Below are 18,486 nucleotides of genomic sequence, written 5' to 3' on the forward strand. Positions count from 1 at the left end.
GCTGACTTACATGAAGAAGATATATTGGTACTTAAGTTGTTTGTTTTTGCTGTTCCCTGCAATTACAAAAGCTCAGAAAGTTCCTGCTGCAAACCTGATGACCATAGAATCGGTCGTTGTCGATGAAAATGGCAGTCCGATCAGCGGGGCGTTTGTTTATGGAAATGAAGGCGTTGCGGTTGCAAAGACGGACGTGCGCGGAAAATTTACGCTTTATACGCCTGAGTTAAGCGATTTGCTGATCGAAGCACAGGGCTATGAATCCTTTGTTTTTGAACCGGGGCAATACCGGAATACGGAAACGCTGACATTGAAGAAATCCACCTTTTTGTATGGAGAGCGGGATGCAGTTCAAATTGCTTTTGGAAAAGTAAAAAAAGGAAACCTTGTCAATGCAGTAACTGTATTTGACCCGAAAGAGCTCCGAAAATATGATAATACGCAAAGTATTTCATCTGCTTTAACAGGCCTGATTCCGGGAATGCTGGGTGGCTCAAATATCCGTGGTATTGGCAATGCTATGTTCGTCGTTGACGGACTTCCGCGTGATATCAGTACAATTAACCTTTCCGAAGTTGAGCAGATAACGGTTTTAAAAGATATCAATTCATCTATTTTATATGGAAATGATGCAGTAAATGGTGTGGTACAAATTACTACCAAACGTGGACAGCCATTTAAAAAACAGATAAACGCTACGGCTTACTACGGAATTTCCCGTCCCAGTGCCCTGCCCGAATATTTATCTTCGGCAGACTACATGGAACTTTATAACGAAGCCAGATTAAATGACGGCCTTGGTATACAGTATGCACCCGGTGTGATAGAAAATTACCGCAGCGGAAATCAATACCGCTATCCGAGCATCGATTATTATTCCAAAGATTACCTTAAAAACCTGAAACCGTTTTCACGGGCAATGGTCGATTTTTCGGGAGGGAATAATGTAGCAACCTATTATTCCAATATCGGATGGACGCAAACGGGAAGTCTTTATAATTTCGGCGAAGGAAAGGGTTTGAAATCAAATGTATTTAACGTCCGCGGAAACATTGACCTTAAAGTAAACCGGTGGATCAAAAGCGCAATGGATGCGGTTGTGGTGCTGAACAACAACAATTCGCCAACCGGGAGTTTCTTTACCAACGCCGCAACGTTACGCCCAAATTTATTTGCTCCGCTCCTGCCTATTTCACTGATAGACCCTGAAAACGCTATTTTAAAAGGTCATAAAAATGATATCGATGACACCTATCTGATCGGCGGTACTGCAACGTATCCAACCAACCCGATTGCTGCCGGCTATTCCGGAGGTACAAACCGTCAGGTTCAAAGGACATTTTCATTCAACAACCGTATTGATTTTGATTTAGGAAGTTCGGTAAAAGGACTTGCTTTTCATACCAATTTGAGCTTTGATTACCTGACTTTGTATGATCAGTTTATCAGCAATACCTATGCATCGTATGAACCGGTATGGTCTGCAACCGAGGACAAAATCACAAGTATCAGAAAATACGGAGAGGATGTCCGCACAGGAACACAGAATGTTGGAAATGCTTCTTATCGACGCAGAATCGGGTTTTATGGCTTACTGGATTACGACCGGACTTTTAACGAGATACATCATTTTGCAGGCTCGCTTCTGGCTTATTCTACCAGTGATAAAGTGCAGACCGATTTGCAGGGAACCAAAAATGCAAACCTTGGCCTTCGTTTAGCTTATGGTTTTAAAAAAAAATACCTGGTTGACTTCAGCAGCGCTTACGTTAACTCGGCCAAACTTCCGGAAGGGAACAGGACAGCATTTTCGCCATCCCTTGGTCTTGCCTGGATGGTGAGTTCAGAAAATTTCATGTCTTCGGCTACTTTTGTGGATTACCTGAAATTGCGTGTTTCGGCCGGTTCAATGAATTCCGATAATGGCATACCCGGCTTCTTTTTATATGACGAAAAATACAGTGGCTCAGGAAGCTATTCCTGGTATGAAGGCACACGGTCAAGAGCTGGTGTGGTACCAACAAACGGAGGCAACCCTAACCTTGCTTTTGAAAAACGTAACGAGCTCAATTTCGGAGTGGAAAGTATGTTGTTCAAAAACCGTTTGTCTGTAAACGCCAACGTTTTCACCAGTGTTTATTCCGATCAGATCACAAGACCTCTAACCATTTACCCAAGTTATTACACAACCTTTATTCCTTACAGAAATTTTGAAGAAAACAGCTACAAAGGTGCCGAATTAGGTCTTTCCCTGCGGGAAACGATCGGAGATTTTTCAATCGTCTTTGGGGCAAATGTTTTGTATTCTACTTCAAAAGTGAACAAAAGAGACGAACTCTTTGCTGTAAATTCCCGTAACCGTACAGGACAATCGGTAGACGCTACTTTTGGCTTGGAATCGGAAGGGCTGTTCAGTGACATTAATGATATCGCAGGTCACGGAATACAGGCATTTGGAACAGTAAAACCCGGAGATATCAAGTACAAAGATCAAAATGCCGACGGAGTTATTGATGCAAACGACGAAGTACGCATTGGCAGATCTCAGGCTCCTTTGTCTTATGGTTTGAATCTTCGTATGTCATATAAAAACCTGACTTTGTTTGCACGAGGAAACGGCAGATCCGGTTCAAATGGCGCTTTGAGCAACAACTATTTCTGGGTTGATGGCGATGACAAATACTCAGCATATATCAAAGACCGCTGGACTGAGGCTACCAAGGCCACAGCAACTTTGCCAAGATTGAGCTCTATCTCAAACACCAATAACTACCGCAGCTCGGACTTCTGGTTATACCGCGACAATTTCTTTACGGTTGACAGACTTCAATTGACTTACGACTTTCCGATCCGGCTTACTAACAAAGCAGGGGTTAAAGCGCTTTCCGTTTTTGCAGATGCGTCCAACCTGGTAATGCTTTCAAAAGTAAGGCATATCAAGGAACTAAGCATTGGTTCTGAACCGCAGTACCGGTCTTATTCCTTAGGTCTGAACATCTCGTTTTAATTATAAAAATAAGATCTTATGAGATTATTACTAAAATATTCCCTGGTTTCTCTGGCAGCGATTTTCCTGGTTTCCTGTAGTTTGCTGGAACCCGTGGACGACAACCATAGCACCATTGACCGTATCTATGCGGATCCGGCTTATGCAGAAGGTGTTCTGATGACGGCTTATACCAAAATCCCAACCAACAGCCTCAGCTTTAATGACGTAGCCACAGATGATGCTGTGAGTAACGACAAGTTAAGTAACTACTCTCGTATGGCTACGGGACAGTGGTCGGCGATGTTCAACCCTGTGGATCAATGGAGCAACTGCATTTCCGGAATTCAGACATTAAACCAGTTTACTACGCTTATCGATACGGTAAACTGGAAAGGATCGGTTCCTGAATTAAACTGGCTTTACACCCAGCGTTTCAAAGGTGAAGCATTTGCGCTGAGAGCATTACTTCAATATCATCTGTTAGTAACTGTTGCGGGTCCGGGAGCAAACGGCCAGATGCTGGGGATCCCGATCATCGATCAGTTTTTAAACGTTAATGCAGATTTTAATATTCCCAGAGCCACATTCGAAGAGTCGGTAAACCGTATTTATTCAGATATAGATCAGTCGTTGAAATACCTGACAATGAATGATTATCTGAATGTCACAAATGCGAGTCAGCTGCCTGCCGGTTATGAAAAAGTAGCAACAACCAACTACAATATCGTTTTCGGTTCTGAGCTTAATCAACGTATCAGCGCGCGGGTTGTTAAAGGGCTGAGAGCAAAACTTGCGCTCCTTGCTGCAAGTCCTGCTTATAGTACCGATGCCACCAAATGGGTTCAGGCAGCTAACTATGCAGGAGAAGTTTTGAAAACAATCGGCGGAGTAACAGGTTTGGATCCAAACGGAAATAAATTCTATTTAAAAACCCTGGTTGACGTCCTGAACGTATCCGCAGCTACGCCAATCGACCAAAAGGAAATCCTCTGGAGAAGAGCAGTTGTAGCTTCTAACACAAGAGAAATGGCGCATTATCCTCCGTCATTGTTTGGTAAAGGAAATTTGAACCCGACACAAAATCTGGTAGATGCTTTTCCTGCCCTAAACGGATATCCGATTTCGAGAACAGAAAGCAACTTTGATAAAGCCAATCCTTATGCCAACCGTGACCCCCGCCTTCGTCAGTACATCACTTACAACGGCAATACTTTTGCAGGAAAAACCATTATAACCGGTGTTGGAGGTGGTGTTGATGCAAAAGATTCGGTTGAGTCTTCAACGAGAACAGGTTATTATCTGAAAAAACTTTTGGTTGAAGAAGTTAATTTAAATCCTGTTTCGACTACAACTCAAAAACATTACGAAACGCACATGCGCTATACAGAACTGTTTTTGATTTATGCAGAAGCAGCCAATGAAGCCTGGGGACCAACTGGAACCGGCACTTTCGGATTTTCCGCTAAGGATGTGATTGCAGCTATCCGTACCCGTGCAGGTATCGCCAAAACGGATCCTTACCTTACTTCAATTTCGACCAAAGAAGATATGAGAACATTGATCCGCAATGAACGCAGGCTCGAGCTTTGTTTCGAAGGTTTTCGTTTCTGGGATCTGCGCCGCTGGAAAAGTAATCTGACTGAACCTGCAAAGGGAATCAATATCAATAAAACAACTTACAATGTGGTAGATGTTGAGCCCCGCGCATACAGCAACGACTTTATGTACTACGGCCCTGTTCCTCAGACAGAAGTGGTAAAATATTCAGCACTTATTCAAAATAAAGGGTGGTAATCATTCTCTAATACTGAAATCATTAAATTCCTTTTTGACATGAAGAAATTATCACTTTTACTGATTTTGCTGGCCGGAATGTTCGGCTGTAAAAACCAGGAAATCGAATTTCCGGATTACGACTACACGACCGGATATTTCCCATATCAATACCCGATCCGGACTTTGGTACTGGGCGATTATATTTATGACAACACCAACGACAACGACCATAAATTCCTGATATCTGCGGCGATGGGTGGGGTTTATAAAAATGATCAGGAAAGAATATTTAAAATCCAGGTCGACAACAGTTTGGTTAACCAGGCAAAATTTGCTTCTACCAACCAGCCGATGTACGCCCTGCCTGAAAGATATTATAAACTAAGCTCCACCGATCAGCTGATCATCCCGAAAGGTGAGTTTAACGGAAACATAGAAGTGCAGCTTACCGACGCATTTTTTGATGATACCCTGGCTACAAAACTGGCCTACGTTCTACCAGTCAGGATTACCGAGGTTTCCAATCTGGATTCTCTTCTGGTAGGAAAATCAATTCTTGCCAAGCCTGATCCGAGGATCGTCAGCAATTGGGATGTAACACCGAAAAACTTCACCATGTTTGCTGTTAAATATGTCAATCCTTTTCATGGAAATTATTTTCACAGAGGAAAAAGTACATTAACTGATGCTGCCGGAAAAGTGCTGGAATCGAGCATGTACCACCAGCAATATGTAGAAAAAGATGAGGTTTGGACTTTGAATACAAAAGCCAAAAACAAGGTTACCGTTGAGGGCGTAGTTCGTGCAACTGCGGTAACTGGAAAACTAAGCATGCTTCTGACTTTCACCGGCAATGACTTCGTTATTCAAAGTGCTCCCGGCTCTGCATTTAATATCACCGGAACCGGAAAATTTGTGGACGACGCTGATGAATGGGGAAATAAAAAACGCGATGCGCTTTATTTGAATTACCAGTTTACACAGGGAGCAAATAAATATACCGCAACAGATACCCTGGTGGTTAGGGACAGAGGTGTAATTTTGGAACTGTTTCAACCTGTAATTACTCCTTAATTTTGACAACGGCAGTCTGTTATGCAGGCTGCCATTATTTTTTACCAAATGACTTTACCGTTATGAGAATTGATTTAAAAAAAGCCATTATACTGTTTACCCTTCTTTTTTTTACAGCATGCTTATCAAATATTTCTGCGCAGCAAAATAAAAAACCCGTAAAAGTCGGGGCTTATTATTACGACGGCTGGGGTGGAAAAAATGCAAAAGCAGACAATCCCAATGAGCCCTGGGCAAAAAATGCACCCAGACAGGTTACCAAAAGAATGCTCGATGAATTTGCCGACCGGGAACCTGTGTGGGGATGGAGAAGCGATTCGCAGGAAATTATGGAGCGGCAAATCGATCTTGCTGCAGATAACGGCGTTGAGTTTTTTCTTTTCTGCTGGTACTGGCGGGATAGCAAAGGCCCGATCAACCTGGAAGAAATTGCTAAACTTCCCGGGCACGAAAGCATGAACCGGTATTTGAAAGCAAAAAATAAAAACAGGATTAAGTTCGGATTACTCATTGCCAACCACCAGGGAGCAGAAATTACAGGAACTGAAAACTGGGAGAAAGCGACCGAACACTGGATGCAATATTTCAACGATCCACAGTATATCAAAGTCGACTCAAAACCGATGGTGGTTATTTTTAATGCCAAGGGAATTGAAAACGCGGACATTTCAGCTATGAAGCAAACCGCGCAAAAGCAGGGTCTAAAAAATGGACTTACCATAGCAGGCTGCGGCAATACGGAGGGAAAAAACTTCGATATCAGTACGCACTACAATGTTGTACCCGGATATTCCGCCGGTCCGGAAGAACATCCGTATTCCGAATTAGCTAACGCACAACGCGAGCGCTGGAAAGGCACGGCCGAAAAACCTTATATCCCGACAGTCATAGCCGGCTGGGACAAACGCCCCTGGGAAGATGCGAGCGGCAAAGCCACATCGGGCGGAGCCAAACAGGGCTGGTTTTACACAGGCAAAACACCTGAACAGTTCAAAACTTTTCTGTCTGATGCTGTTACCTGGATGGACAAAAATCCTGAACAGACGATTAAGGAGCGCATGGTTCTCATTTATGCCTGGAACGAGCTTGGAGAAGGCGGCTACCTGGTCCCGACAAAAGGCGACCCGAAAGCGAGTTATCTTAAAGTGGTAAAGAATGTGGTTTCAAACCAAAATAAAAAGTAGTTAGAGAAAACGTATTTTAATCTTCAAATAACAAATGAGTTTTAATTTAAAAGCCATTGCAATCACACTGATCAGCATTGGAACACTTGAATTCGCTTCTGCCCAAAAATTCACCATACCCGTTTTTCCGGATACGCAAAGTGAAGTCGGAGGAAATCACAACATGTTTACCAGCCGGATCAAATGGGTTGTTGACCATAAAGATTCGTTGAAAATTCCGATGGTTTTACACGTGGGCGACCTGGTCAATTTTGACAATTATGATCACTATGAAGTTGCCAGCAAGGGCTATGAATCTTTTGATGCCAATCACATTCCCTACGCAATTGCTCTGGGAAATCATGATACAGAGGCGGTAGGTTTTAACAGCGGCAGCGCGGCTCCCGGCAACGTAAACCAGAATTTAAGGAAAACACACAAGTTTAATTCCTACTTTCCGGTTTCCCGTTTTTCAAACCAGCGGGGAAGATACGAGGCCGACAAAAGCGATAATGCTTACTATACTTTCAAAGTGGGTAATACCAACTGGCTGGTTATAAGCCTTGAATTTTGCCCTCGAATGGGGCCGATCAACTGGGCGGGAGATATCGTTAAAGAGTTTTTCAATTACAACGTCATCATTATCACACACTATCACCTTACTCCGAAAGGAGAAATTGCTGATCGTAATGCAGGATATGGAGATTTCAGCCCGAAGGATGTTTTTGAGCGGCTGGTAAAAAAGTATTCAAACATCCGTTTTGTCCTCAGCGGCCACGTGATGAGCTCAGCATTAAAAGTTGATACGGGCGAAAATGGAAATAAAGTTTATCAGATCCTGCAAAATTACCAGAACGAAGATCTGGGAGGCGGTTACATCCGGCTTCTTTCATTTGATATTGATAAAAAATCGGTTTCGGCCAGCATGTACTCGCCTTATTACAAAAAGACAAAAGAAGACACGTCTAAATTTTCAATAGAAGGCATCGACTTCATCAAACAAAATGAAGAGAGATCGCTGAAACGCTAGATTTTAAACATTTATTCAACTGTCTTACCAGCATTTTAGACATGAAGATTTTGAGCTCACGGATTATATTGATTTTGACTTTCCTCATCGCAGGAAATGGTCTTTTATTTGCCCAAAAAGGAAAAAACAAAGTCGGCGCTTACTACTTTGACGGATGGAGCGGAACGACCTTTCACATTACCGACGACCTGAAAACAAACTACACCAATCGCGAACCGGTTTGGGGTTGGGTAACGAGCAATCAAAAAGTCGTGGATGAGCAAATTGCAATGGCAGCCGGTGCAGGTCTTTCGTTTTTTAGCTTCTGCTGGTATCACAGAAATGGAAAAACACCGGAAGAATTGCCGGAAAACCGGGCCATATCGTTTTACAAAGCTTCAAAAAATGTCAAAAAACTTGAATATTGTTTGCTGGTAGCCAATCATGGAGGTTTTGATGTAGGCCCGGAAAACTGGGATAAGCTGACGAAAATATGGCTCGAAGAATTCAAAAATCCGCAATACCTGCTGGTGAATAAAAAACCGCTGCTGATCTTTTTCGAATTCACCTCCCTGATCAAAAATTTCGGTTCTCCCCAGGCTGTGAGTGAAGCCTTTGCAAAATTGAGAAAAAGCGCCTCGGACGCAGGCCTCGACGGTGCATCCATCGCAATATGTGCAGGCTCAGCTGATGGCGTTGCCAAAGCAACCGACTGCGGCGCAGACGTCATAACAGGTTATAATTATCACAGCGTAGGTTTCAAAGGAAAAGAGCAGGCAATTCCTATCGACACTTTGCAAACAGCCGAACAAAACCTTTGGACAAAATTGGATCAGTCAGCCGCCAAGCCGTACATACCGGTTTCCACAATCGGCTGGGACCCGCGCCCATGGTCAAACGATAAAAACAGATATAACACACAGCCCTATTTCACCGGTTTTTCAGCACAATCCGTTGAAAACTCAGTTAAAGGCCTGCTAAACTGGATGAACGCAAATGTATCTTCAATGACCGGAGAACGACTGGGATTACTTTATGCCTGGAATGAAAATGGCGAAGGCGCCTGGCTCACTCCTGGGAAAACGGGGTTGAATCCTTTGACGGGTTTGAAGAAGGCTTTGAAGAAATGATTTATCACTGGTAAACCTGGAAGTTTCACCCGCGACGAAACTTCCAGGTTTACCAGTTTTTAATTTAAAACTGATCCACATTCGGCCAAACCGTTGACTTGTTATTAACGGCCTTCCAGATCACGGCATCCATGTCATTAATAAACTGGGACGAGGTGCTTCTTGTGTTACAAAGTATTACCCAGCAAAAACCATCCGGTGTCCTGACAATCTCCGTAGCGGTGCCGGGCAAACTTCCGGTATGCCACCAGTTGTTGTAAGCGTTCACCGCCAGTCCGCAGGCATAATTGACATTGGCCGTAGAACCCGTGGTCAGCGTTTTCATTGACTCAGCGTTAAGCAGATCGGGTTTGCCAGAAAAGCCATCCATGCGAACCAGCAACCTGGCCAGATCGGTAGCACTGGCAATCCAGCCGCCATGTGCATCCATTCTCGCCACATTATAGATGTAAGGATTCTCGCCACCCTGACCATAATAGGTCGTTTCATCTTCTTTTTTATCAGCCAGCGTGTTTCCTCCAATGCTCATCCGGGTTATTCCTGATGGCTGAAGAATATTGGCTTTCACCCATTGTTCATAGGTTTGCCCGGTTACTTTTTCGATGACCTTTCCCAGAACACAGTAACCGAAATTGGAATAATCGTATTTGGCACCCGGAACACTCGTCAACGGCCTGTTAGCCAAAGTCCAGCTGATCAACTGGTCCTGACTCATAGCCGCATTGGTAAACATAGGATCGTTTACGCTATTTCCCCAGCCTCCGCTCGTATGCTGAAGCAACTGCCTTACCGTGATATTGCCAACCTGACCTGCAGGGGCTGTATAAGTAGTACCAAATAAACACTGAGGCCCGAAAACCTTTTGATCGAGCGAAAGCTTTCCCGTTTCAGCCAGCTTTAAAATCGCAAGTCCGGTAACCGTTTTCGACACGCTGGCAATCCGGAATAAGGTAGCGTTGGTTAGATCTTTCCCTGATGTTTTATCCGACTTGCCATAACTTTTGGCATACACCAGTTTACCATCTTTCGTGATCGCAACGGAAACGCCGGGTACGCTATACGTTGCCATAAAACTGCTGACTGCATCATCCACCTGCGGAATATCCACCTGTGTTTTGTCAACCGGCTCAACGGTTGTATCGTCTTTGGCGCAACCAATCAATAAAAGAAAAAAGAAAACGGAAGTTAGTAACCTGGTCATAACATGAGTAATAGGATTGAATTGAATGCTACAAATTTCCGGCAGCCCCAATCCAAAACCAATCCATGTTAGCCTGGAAATTGGGTATATGAAAACATATATTTTTTTGGCTTAAACACTATCTAGCCAGTAGTGGCAGGTGGGGCTAGTCAGAAAACAAAAAGTAAATTGAGATAATCTGCTCGTTTTAGGTAATCATAGGATGTGTCAATTAAATGCATACCTTGCATAGATATAGTTCTTATCATTAGTTAGCACATTTTGTACTGCACACAATGTTCAAATAACATACTATATATCAATACGTTATGAAAAATGAAGCTTAATATTTGATTCATTTTTCCTACTTTATCAATGGATGCTTTATTACAAAATTTAATTAACCTTACCCGGTTAGAAGGAAAAGCTATTGAACCCATCTTACAATTTTTCACTCCGGTAAAGGTTTCTGCAAAAGCAATCCTCCTGGAACCTGGCTCGGTAAGTCAAACAGCCTGGTTTATTGGTCATGGTATCCTTAGAGCATATACCATTGTACAGGAGAATAAACGCTCAGGGAACCTGGATGATGGAGACCTGTTAGACCGAGAAATAACAAACTGGATAGTGCCCGAAAATGGATTCTTAACTGACATTAAAAGTTTCCTTCATCAAACACCTTCGAGATACTTCATTGAGGCTCTTGAACCCTCCAGATTATATAAGCATGACTATAAAAACTACCAGGCAATTCAGCAATCCTACCCCGAAGTAGCTCAGATTATATTCGAGAATACCCTTATAATGGCTGACCTGCGAGTACAGATGTGTAATCTCCGTAATCCCATTAATAGACTACAGATGTTTGAAAAGATGTATCCTGGTATGTCTGGTCGTATATCTGTAAGTATTCAGGCCTCATATCTAAATATTGATAGAGCTACACTGAGCCGTCTTCGCGGTAAAATAAAATAATTAACACAAATGTTACCGTCGACTGACTCGAATCAATTCATTAATTGATTCGAGTCAATCTAAGTATTCAATCTTATATATACTTTTACAAATGTATCTATATCATTAGTTAATATCTATCCGGTACGATATTAACTAATGATATGCAAAGCATAAAAAAAAAATTTAATCATTGCTAACTTTAAACTACGCTAATTATGTCAAATTTTAGTCTTCGTACTGCCGCTGTAGGTATTACCCTCTCTACAATTTCCGCTTTAGGTTTAGTTAATGGGAATCTTACTTCAATTGCTAATCGATGTGTCGGTCAAGCAGAAATCACAACTTATAAGGGAGATTTAAGCTCTTTGGATGCGGGTGTAGAACGTTTCGCTGGCTGGAAAATATTTGACTACAAAATATGGGATGGTGCAGGAAAAGTAGTGGTAGCGGCCCTATCAGCTGCCGCCTCATATTTAGCCGTTGATGCAATAAATGGACCGGGTGATACGACCAGAATGGCGCACTTATCGGACCTACAAAATTCTATTCAACAGTCCATATTAATTGAAGAGTTAAATTAATGTAGCTTAAAATGTAAGAGGTACAAACTAATGTGTACGTCTTACATTTTAATTATTCCATAAATACTTCTTTGACAAAGAAATATGACAAACATCAATAAAAATACAAGTAGATTTGATATCAATGAATATATTATTTCATTATGCAAAATATTTGTATTTTTCATATTCATAACATATTGGATAGCTACATTGATATATTGCAGTCCAAATAATTTCATAAGAATTGAGCTAAACAAATATGAAGCAGTATTTGAATCGATGTTTTATCAAAAATGGACTTTTTTCACACCCCCTCCTAAAGTTAACGAAAGGGTATATTTTTTATTTATAGACAAAACAAAAAATAAACAAGTTATAGCTTGCGAAATATTTCACACAATTAGAAAAAATAAGAGAAAAAATCCTATTTTTAATACAAAGTACGAAGCTATTGATGGGATGCTTACAGGAAGTACTTATGCACTAAATAACAGCGTATCTGACAGATTAGAAATTCTACGAAAAACCTATCCTGATTCTTCAAAAGCTTACTTTCAAAAAGAACTTAACTTGTTATTCACAAATGAAAAGTACCATTCTGTACATTTTAAAACATTAAAAAACTATGCGCAAGAAATCGCCAAAAAGTACAATATAAATAAAAATAATTATACTTTTAAGATAAGGATGGTAACCATCGAAATTCCGCCTTTTAAAGATAGGTTTAATAAAAGATTCATTCCAAAAAAGAAAATTGTCTTTGAAACATTCCCTGTTAGTATATAAAATGGAATCTATACTGTATAAACTGCAAAGGAATCCGAATAATTCAATATATCTGTCCATTTTGAGATTATTTATATGCTTTCATTTGATAAAGAAATCAATTATGTTTATTACTAGTAGTGAGCTACTTTATGGACAAAATTCATTCATATATCACAATACTGGATCATACGTTTTTGGTGTTAATAGTTCGATTTTAAGAGAAAATTATCAAATATTAATAATCATATATATTATTTTAATAACATTATATTTTTTTGGAATAGGCAAGCACTTTACCGCATTTTTAGTATTTGTTCTATTTCGAACCTTCCAAGAATTAAATGGAATGGTTTCCAATGGTGGGGACAATCTTTTGTATTTTATCTTATTATATATGATTTTTATAGATTCGTATAAATATTTCTCTGTTTCAAAAATACAATATACGACAATACGGATAGAGAAAATTTCAAACTTATTAAGCAATTTGGCCGCATATTCCATTTGTATACATTTGTGCTTTGTTTATTTTTTTTCTGCAATTGGAAAAATAAATACCTCAGAGTGGTACAAAGGTGTCGCTGTATATTACACACTAATATCAGAGAGGTTTAATGGAACAAATTATAATAGTTTATTGGCAAAAAATGGATACTTTACTACAATTTCAACATACTTTACATTAGTGTTTGAGCTTCTATTCCCATTTTTTATTTGGAATAGATATTGGAGATTCCCTCTTATTATATCTGGTATATTTCTTCATATTGGAATATATATATTTATGATGATCCATGATTTTGAAATTCTTTTCATTTCTCTCTATGGATTGTTCTTTAGTGATGATGATCTAAGATCGTTCAAGGAGCATCTGGTAAATAGTTGGAAACCGTTACTTAAAGAACAAAAATTATGAAAAATGTTGTATTTATAATTTTATTATTATCTAACTTGCCGTATTCACAGACAGTGGATAGTGTTAAATACAAAGTGCTTAAAGAAGAAATAAACTCATTTCATAAACACTTGCCATATTATTCGATATCAATAAGGAAATTTACTTCCAACGATAGCGCGAAAATAAAGGCTACAGAGATATACTACAAAACTCATACTTTATTAAATAGTACACTTGGTGCTTTTATGGTTGAAAATGAACCTTACCAAGAATATGCAAAAGATAGGAATTTATCTGAATCAATGAAGCAAGTATTGCCAATTCTATCGTCAAATTATTATGAGCCGAAAGCCATCCTGAAAATTAGAAACAATTTAAAAAAACTACCTCCGTATTATAGAGACTTATACAATTTACATAAAATTACTTATGATTTTGTAAATCTTGATACAAAAGGAAAAGTTGTGAAAAAGTCAGGCAACATAGCTGAATTGTGTGATAAGTTATATAAAACTTTATATATTAATTAACATTAAATGCTTATCAATATGAAAGTGAAATTTTGTTTGTCTATTTTGTTAATTACGACTCTATCCCGTAGCTATCTGATTGCGCAAGGCACAGAAGGTCAGCTTACTAAAAACCAACTTAGAATTGATTTTTTATTCCCTGGCATCGCGTTTGAGAGAGCAGTTTCTAAAGATATGAGCTTTGTGCTAGATTCTCACGTAGGCTTGACGTCTGCTGATAATAACGAGCTAGTTAGAAAAAATGTGGCTATGCAAACAATATCTCTGCAATACAGGTATTATTTAAATCTGCAAAAGCGATTTTCTAAAGGTAGAAGTACCTTAACAAATTCGGGATTATACACCGGCATAATTACTGAACAGGCTATTTTTTACGGGCAAAAAGAATCGACACTGTTTTCCAAAGCAGGCATAATCAGCGGATTCCAGCAAACTTTTCATAACGGGTTCAATATTAACGTTGCGGGAGGAGCCGGATATACAGATGGTATAAATTTTAAAGCTAAAATACGACCTATTATTCAGCTTTCACTTGGCATTGTTTTAGGCGCTAAAAAGAAATATCGTCAAAAGGAATAGACAAACTCATTGATGGATAAAAGTTTAATATCTTGTCTATTCTTCCTGCTTTCTTTTTCCTCTGTGTCAGGACAGTCAGTGGTTATCAATGGCTATGTTAAGGAATCTGGCAGTACTGAGCCTTTGGTCGGTGCAAACGTGCGGGTTGAAAGTGGATTAAGATCGGCGACCACAAACACATACGGGTATTTTGTACTAAATATACCTATGTCTATGGCTCAGGATTCCATTGTTATTTTTACTTCAATGGCGGGGTACCCACCATTCCGTAAAGTTATAAAATTACAACCTGTTATACGTCTTGATATTATCTTGTCGCCAATGGAACTGGATCAGGTGATAATAAAAGATAGTAGAGAAAACACGGTAGATCAGGTCCAAATGGGGCAGATCGAACTTTCTGCGGCTGAAATAAAAACGTTGCCTGCAATTGCCGGTGAAAAAGATGCTTTAAAGATACTCCAGCTCATGCCTGGTGTAGGGAAGGGTACTGAGGGAAGCAGTGGAATATTTGTGCGAGGCGGAGGGGCTGACCAAAATTTAATTATTTTGGACGAAGCAACGGTTTACAACGTCAATCATCTTTTTGGTTTTTTTTCTGTATTTAATAATGATGCTGTAAAAAATGTAACTCTTATTAAAGGAGGATTCCCAGCTCAGTATGGGGGGCGGCTCTCGTCTGTGGTGGAAGTTACAATGAGAGAAGGTAACAGACAATCATTGCATGGGGAGGGTGGAATAGGCTTAATATCTTCACGATTAACTTTGGAAGGTCCTTTAAAGAAAAATAAAAGTTCATTTATTATTTCCGGACGTCGTACATATCTGGACGTATTACTCTCACCGTTATTGAGTCTTGCATCAAACGGTAATGCAAAACTTGGATATTTTTTTTACGATCTTAACACTAAATTAAATTATGATATTGGGAAAAATGATAAAGTATACTTCAGCGGCTATTTTGGAAAAGATAAGTTTTATGCAAAACTAAAATCAGGAACTTATGAGAGCCAGGCCTTATTTCATTGGCAAAATGGCACCGCAACTGCAAGATGGAACCATTTGTTCAATGAAAAGGTATTTTCCAACATGTCACTGATATTTACCAATTATAATTTTGAACTCAACCTGAAAAATTCATTCTCTAAAAAGGATGTTCCTGAACCGTTTATAGTTAATCTAAGTAACTTGTCCTCGATCACGGATTATTCTATTAAATATGATGTCGATTATTTTACCAATCCTTCACATGCATTTCGCTTTGGTCTTCAATCCATTCTACATCAGTTTAAACCAAGTGTTATAGAGGCAATTGACACAGAGACCGGAGAGCACATTCAATCGAAACAGCAACAAAATAGTTTTGAAAGTGCTATCTATGCCAGCCATAATTGGTTTCCCGGAGCGAGATTTAAAGCAAGTACAGGACTTAGGATTGTAAGTCACGCAACAGAAGGAGCATTGTCATTTCGTGCCGAGCCAAGGATTAGTGTTTCTTACAAGCAATCTGCGTCATGGGCTGTTAAAGGCTCCTACGCTATAATGAATCAATATGTACATTTGTTATCGAATACCGGGGCAGGATTTCCCACAGATTTATGGGTACCAACTACAAAACTTTTAAAACCAGAGCAGTCTAAGCAGGTTTCTCTGGGTTTGGTTCATAATAATAAGCAATATCCTGACTACATCTTATCAACTGAGGTGTATTATAAAACAATGAATCATATTGTTACATTTAAAGAAGGAGCTAATTTACTTTCTGTCTTAGATGGACCGTCAACAATAGGAAATACTGATTGGCAAAATAATGTAACCTCAGGAAAAGGCTGGTCTTACGGAATGGAGCTCCTGCTAAGGAAAAGGGTAGGTAAATTAAGCGGATGGATTGGCTATACATGGTCCAAGACCTATTGGCAATTTCAGGAAGTTAATGATGGAAAAAAATATTTGCCCAGAAACGATAGGCGTCATGATCTGTCTGTAGTTGCTATGCTAAAGGTAAATAAAAAAATTTCCATGTCCGCAACCTGGTTATATGCAACAGGAAATCATCTGACCATAGCTCGTGAAACCTACAATGCTCCTATACATTATCCAAACCAAGACAATTATTTCGATCTTACACCTTATGAAAAAATTTTTGGGACAAAAAGTGGCGTTGGCGCTTATGGTGATAAAAACTCCTTTCAGGCAGTTAGTTATCATAGGCTGGATATCTCAGCACAGTTTGCCACTACAAGACGCAAATATGATGGAGCGTGGGATATCGGTTTATATAACGCATATAACAGGAAAAATCCGTTCTATTATTCACAAAGCACTAAAATAGTTAATAACAAGGAAGTGCAAATACTTAAAAGGGTTTCACTGTTTCCGGTTATACCTTATGTAAGCTATAATTTTAAATTTTAAAGGCATGAAACTCCAGTGGGCGGTAACCAGACAGGTAGCTCTAAATTTATTTCAGGCACTGGCTATTATTTTTTTTCAAGCCTGTAGCTTTTTTTCACCAGTCGTAGAAGTGAATCCCGATAAGTTTACCGACCAGATTGCTTCAAAATTAGTAGTTGGATGTTTTATTTCACCTCAGGATTCCGTTGTTAGAGTAAGCTTAACAGAATCAAAATTATTGTATGATACATTAAATCAATCATCAATGGTAAGTGATGCAAGAATAGTATTGTACAGTAAAAGTGACTCACTTGTTATTAGTGACACACTATCAGGATATTACATTTCTCCAATAAAAAGTTTTGTAATACAAGGTGGAGAAATATACAAATTAATAATTAAAACCCCAGACGGGCGAACTGTTAATTCTACCTGCACGGTTCCGGACCAGTCAATTCAAATTAAAAAGATAATTATTGATTCCGGTTTTGTGAGAACCGTTACAGTCGGCAATACTCCCATAGACAGTACGATGGAAAGATATGCCTCTATTCAATGGGAGGATCCGGTTGGCGTCAATTATTATCGTGTGTTTGGTGAATTAAGTCAATCAGAGACCATTCAATTGGTAAACAACTCTTTAAAAATAGACTTTAAAAAACTTCTATTCTTCAATGAAGAAAATTCGAGAACTATGATTCTCAGCGATAAGAATCAGGAAAATGGGGTTATGCAATCCGCGGATGGTATTTACTGGACCGGTACGTACAGGGGTAGCGTTATCAGACAGGAGATTGAAATGAATCTTCTAAACATCGATAAAATTTACTATGATTATTATCAAAGCATTAACCAGGCCAGTCTTGCCGACGATAATCCATTCGCCGAGCCTATCAATATTACAGGAAACATCAACGGAGGATTTGGATGTTTTGCTGCTTACAATATGAGTACGATTAAACTTAAAATCAAATAAATGAGAGATAATCAGACGTAGCCGTGTTAAAACGTATTCAAGAAAGTTATAAGGTTTTATTCATGTCTATATAATAAAATTTGCTAAATGAAAAACCGACCTTACGGTAAAGTTTCATAGCTGATTTATTTTTTGTATTCACCGTAAGAATCGTTTCTTTGCAATTTTCACTCTTTAACCATTTAAGGCTTTCAAGCAATAATAATACTAATTTCAAAATAAAAAGTCGTATATTTATATATGAAATATGCTGACATTATTAAGGAAAGTATAGCTGATTTGCTTTTCATGGAAAAGCGTGAAAAGAATGCAATGCGTCGTGATCGAATTCGATTTATAAGATCGCTAAAAATGGGAGAGTATCGTAGCCAAGCTCGTGCAGGTGCTGCGATTGGATTGGGCGAACGACAATCACAACGGCTTTGGAATAGTTATGTTAAGGGCGGAATTAAGGAATTACTATCAACATATTCAGACCGTTGGTGGGGCAAACTCAGCAG

At 39.5% G+C, this 18,486-nt stretch carries 16 protein-coding genes; 14 read left to right on the top strand and 2 right to left on the bottom strand.

From position 1 onward, the window contains the following. Positions 1–10: 10 nt before the first annotated feature. The 6 genes from E0F88_RS24085 to E0F88_RS24110 all read left to right on the top strand — a co-directional run bounded on the left by E0F88_RS24085 (position 11) and on the right by E0F88_RS24110 (position 9,141). Complete coding sequence (locus tag E0F88_RS24085) at positions 11–3,007, top strand: SusC/RagA family TonB-linked outer membrane protein (protein ID WP_165940142.1); 2,997 nt, start codon at positions 11–13, stop codon at positions 3,005–3,007. Between the two features lie 18 nt (positions 3,008–3,025). Beyond that, positions 3,026–4,783, top strand: coding sequence for a RagB/SusD family nutrient uptake outer membrane protein (locus E0F88_RS24090; RefSeq protein WP_131960838.1), 1,758 nt, complete (start codon positions 3,026–3,028; stop codon positions 4,781–4,783). Between the two features lie 39 nt (positions 4,784–4,822). Continuing rightward, positions 4,823–5,839, top strand: a complete 1,017-nt coding sequence (locus E0F88_RS24095) for a DUF5627 domain-containing protein (RefSeq protein WP_131960839.1) — start codon at positions 4,823–4,825, stop codon at positions 5,837–5,839. 62 nt (positions 5,840–5,901) lie between these two features. Then, the gene (locus E0F88_RS24100) at positions 5,902–7,023 is read left to right on the top strand and encodes a glycoside hydrolase family 99-like domain-containing protein (protein ID WP_131960840.1); all 1,122 of its coding nucleotides are present in this window, start codon (positions 5,902–5,904) and stop codon (positions 7,021–7,023) included. Positions 7,024–7,057: 34 nt separating this feature from the next. After that, entirely contained in the window at positions 7,058–8,032 is a 975-nt protein-coding gene (locus E0F88_RS24105) for a metallophosphoesterase (protein ID WP_131960841.1), read from the top strand. A gap of 41 nt (positions 8,033–8,073) precedes the next feature. Continuing rightward, positions 8,074–9,141 (top strand): glycoside hydrolase family 99-like domain-containing protein, encoded by a 1,068-nt coding sequence (locus E0F88_RS24110; protein ID WP_131960842.1) that lies wholly within the window; start codon positions 8,074–8,076, stop codon positions 9,139–9,141. 64 nt (positions 9,142–9,205) lie between these two features. Here E0F88_RS24110 and E0F88_RS24115 read toward each other — a convergent pair whose 3' ends face one another. After that, positions 9,206–10,342, bottom strand: coding sequence for a serine hydrolase domain-containing protein (locus E0F88_RS24115; RefSeq protein WP_131960843.1), 1,137 nt, complete (start codon positions 10,340–10,342; stop codon positions 9,206–9,208). A gap of 354 nt (positions 10,343–10,696) precedes the next feature. Here E0F88_RS24115 and E0F88_RS24120 point away from each other — a divergent pair, with 354 nt between their 5' ends. The 7 genes from E0F88_RS24120 to E0F88_RS24150 all read left to right on the top strand — a co-directional run bounded on the left by E0F88_RS24120 (position 10,697) and on the right by E0F88_RS24150 (position 17,986). Next, positions 10,697–11,296 (top strand): Crp/Fnr family transcriptional regulator, encoded by a 600-nt coding sequence (locus E0F88_RS24120; protein WP_131960844.1) that lies wholly within the window; start codon positions 10,697–10,699, stop codon positions 11,294–11,296. A 197-nt stretch (positions 11,297–11,493) separates the two neighbouring features. Beyond that, positions 11,494–11,859 (top strand): hypothetical protein, encoded by a 366-nt coding sequence (locus E0F88_RS24125; protein WP_131960845.1) that lies wholly within the window; start codon positions 11,494–11,496, stop codon positions 11,857–11,859. A gap of 84 nt (positions 11,860–11,943) precedes the next feature. Further along, on the top strand, positions 11,944–12,627 hold the full coding sequence (locus E0F88_RS24130) for a hypothetical protein (RefSeq protein WP_131960846.1): 684 nt from the start codon (positions 11,944–11,946) through the stop codon (positions 12,625–12,627). A gap of 894 nt (positions 12,628–13,521) precedes the next feature. Then, positions 13,522–14,037 (top strand): hypothetical protein, encoded by a 516-nt coding sequence (locus E0F88_RS24135; RefSeq protein ID WP_131960847.1) that lies wholly within the window; start codon positions 13,522–13,524, stop codon positions 14,035–14,037. Between the two features lie 18 nt (positions 14,038–14,055). Continuing rightward, the gene (locus tag E0F88_RS24140; RefSeq protein ID WP_131960848.1) at positions 14,056–14,616 is read left to right on the top strand and encodes a hypothetical protein; all 561 of its coding nucleotides are present in this window, start codon (positions 14,056–14,058) and stop codon (positions 14,614–14,616) included. Between the two features lie 12 nt (positions 14,617–14,628). After that, on the top strand, positions 14,629–17,031 hold the full coding sequence (locus E0F88_RS24145; RefSeq protein ID WP_131960849.1) for a TonB-dependent receptor: 2,403 nt from the start codon (positions 14,629–14,631) through the stop codon (positions 17,029–17,031). Between the two features lie 4 nt (positions 17,032–17,035). After that, entirely contained in the window at positions 17,036–17,986 is a 951-nt protein-coding gene (locus E0F88_RS24150) for a DUF4249 domain-containing protein (protein ID WP_131960850.1), read from the top strand. A 46-nt stretch (positions 17,987–18,032) separates the two neighbouring features. On the opposite strand, the gene E0F88_RS34825 is transcribed toward E0F88_RS24150, so the two are convergent. Then, positions 18,033–18,203, bottom strand: a complete 171-nt coding sequence (locus E0F88_RS34825) for a GNAT family N-acetyltransferase (RefSeq protein ID WP_374756324.1) — start codon at positions 18,201–18,203, stop codon at positions 18,033–18,035. A 23-nt stretch (positions 18,204–18,226) separates the two neighbouring features. Between E0F88_RS34825 and E0F88_RS24155 the strand changes: the two genes are divergently transcribed. Continuing rightward, a partial coding sequence (locus E0F88_RS24155; protein WP_131960851.1) for a hypothetical protein occupies positions 18,227–18,486 on the top strand: 260 nt, incomplete at its 3' end.

Source organism: Dyadobacter psychrotolerans, assembly GCF_004349265.1.
Lineage (GTDB): Bacteria > Bacteroidota > Bacteroidia > Cytophagales > Spirosomataceae > Dyadobacter > Dyadobacter psychrotolerans.

What these genes read in the sequence shown, in the direction of transcription:
- E0F88_RS24085 (WP_165940142.1), top strand. Translation starts at nt 11, where the DNA reads ATGAAGAAGATATATTGGTACTTAAGTTGTTTGTTTTTGCTGTTCCCT.
- E0F88_RS24090 (WP_131960838.1), top strand. Translation starts at nt 3,026, where the DNA reads ATGAGATTATTACTAAAATATTCCCTGGTTTCTCTGGCAGCGATTTTC.
- E0F88_RS24095 (WP_131960839.1), top strand. Translation starts at nt 4,823, where the DNA reads ATGAAGAAATTATCACTTTTACTGATTTTGCTGGCCGGAATGTTCGGC.
- E0F88_RS24100 (WP_131960840.1), top strand. Translation starts at nt 5,902, where the DNA reads ATGAGAATTGATTTAAAAAAAGCCATTATACTGTTTACCCTTCTTTTT.
- E0F88_RS24105 (WP_131960841.1), top strand. Translation starts at nt 7,058, where the DNA reads ATGAGTTTTAATTTAAAAGCCATTGCAATCACACTGATCAGCATTGGA.
- E0F88_RS24110 (WP_131960842.1), top strand. Translation starts at nt 8,074, where the DNA reads ATGAAGATTTTGAGCTCACGGATTATATTGATTTTGACTTTCCTCATC.
- E0F88_RS24115 (WP_131960843.1), bottom strand. Translation starts at nt 10,342, where the DNA reads ATGACCAGGTTACTAACTTCCGTTTTCTTTTTTCTTTTATTGATTGGT.
- E0F88_RS24120 (WP_131960844.1), top strand. Translation starts at nt 10,697, where the DNA reads ATGGATGCTTTATTACAAAATTTAATTAACCTTACCCGGTTAGAAGGA.
- E0F88_RS24125 (WP_131960845.1), top strand. Translation starts at nt 11,494, where the DNA reads ATGTCAAATTTTAGTCTTCGTACTGCCGCTGTAGGTATTACCCTCTCT.
- E0F88_RS24130 (WP_131960846.1), top strand. Translation starts at nt 11,944, where the DNA reads ATGACAAACATCAATAAAAATACAAGTAGATTTGATATCAATGAATAT.
- E0F88_RS24135 (WP_131960847.1), top strand. Translation starts at nt 13,522, where the DNA reads ATGAAAAATGTTGTATTTATAATTTTATTATTATCTAACTTGCCGTAT.
- E0F88_RS24140 (WP_131960848.1), top strand. Translation starts at nt 14,056, where the DNA reads ATGAAAGTGAAATTTTGTTTGTCTATTTTGTTAATTACGACTCTATCC.
- E0F88_RS24145 (WP_131960849.1), top strand. Translation starts at nt 14,629, where the DNA reads ATGGATAAAAGTTTAATATCTTGTCTATTCTTCCTGCTTTCTTTTTCC.
- E0F88_RS24150 (WP_131960850.1), top strand. Translation starts at nt 17,036, where the DNA reads ATGAAACTCCAGTGGGCGGTAACCAGACAGGTAGCTCTAAATTTATTT.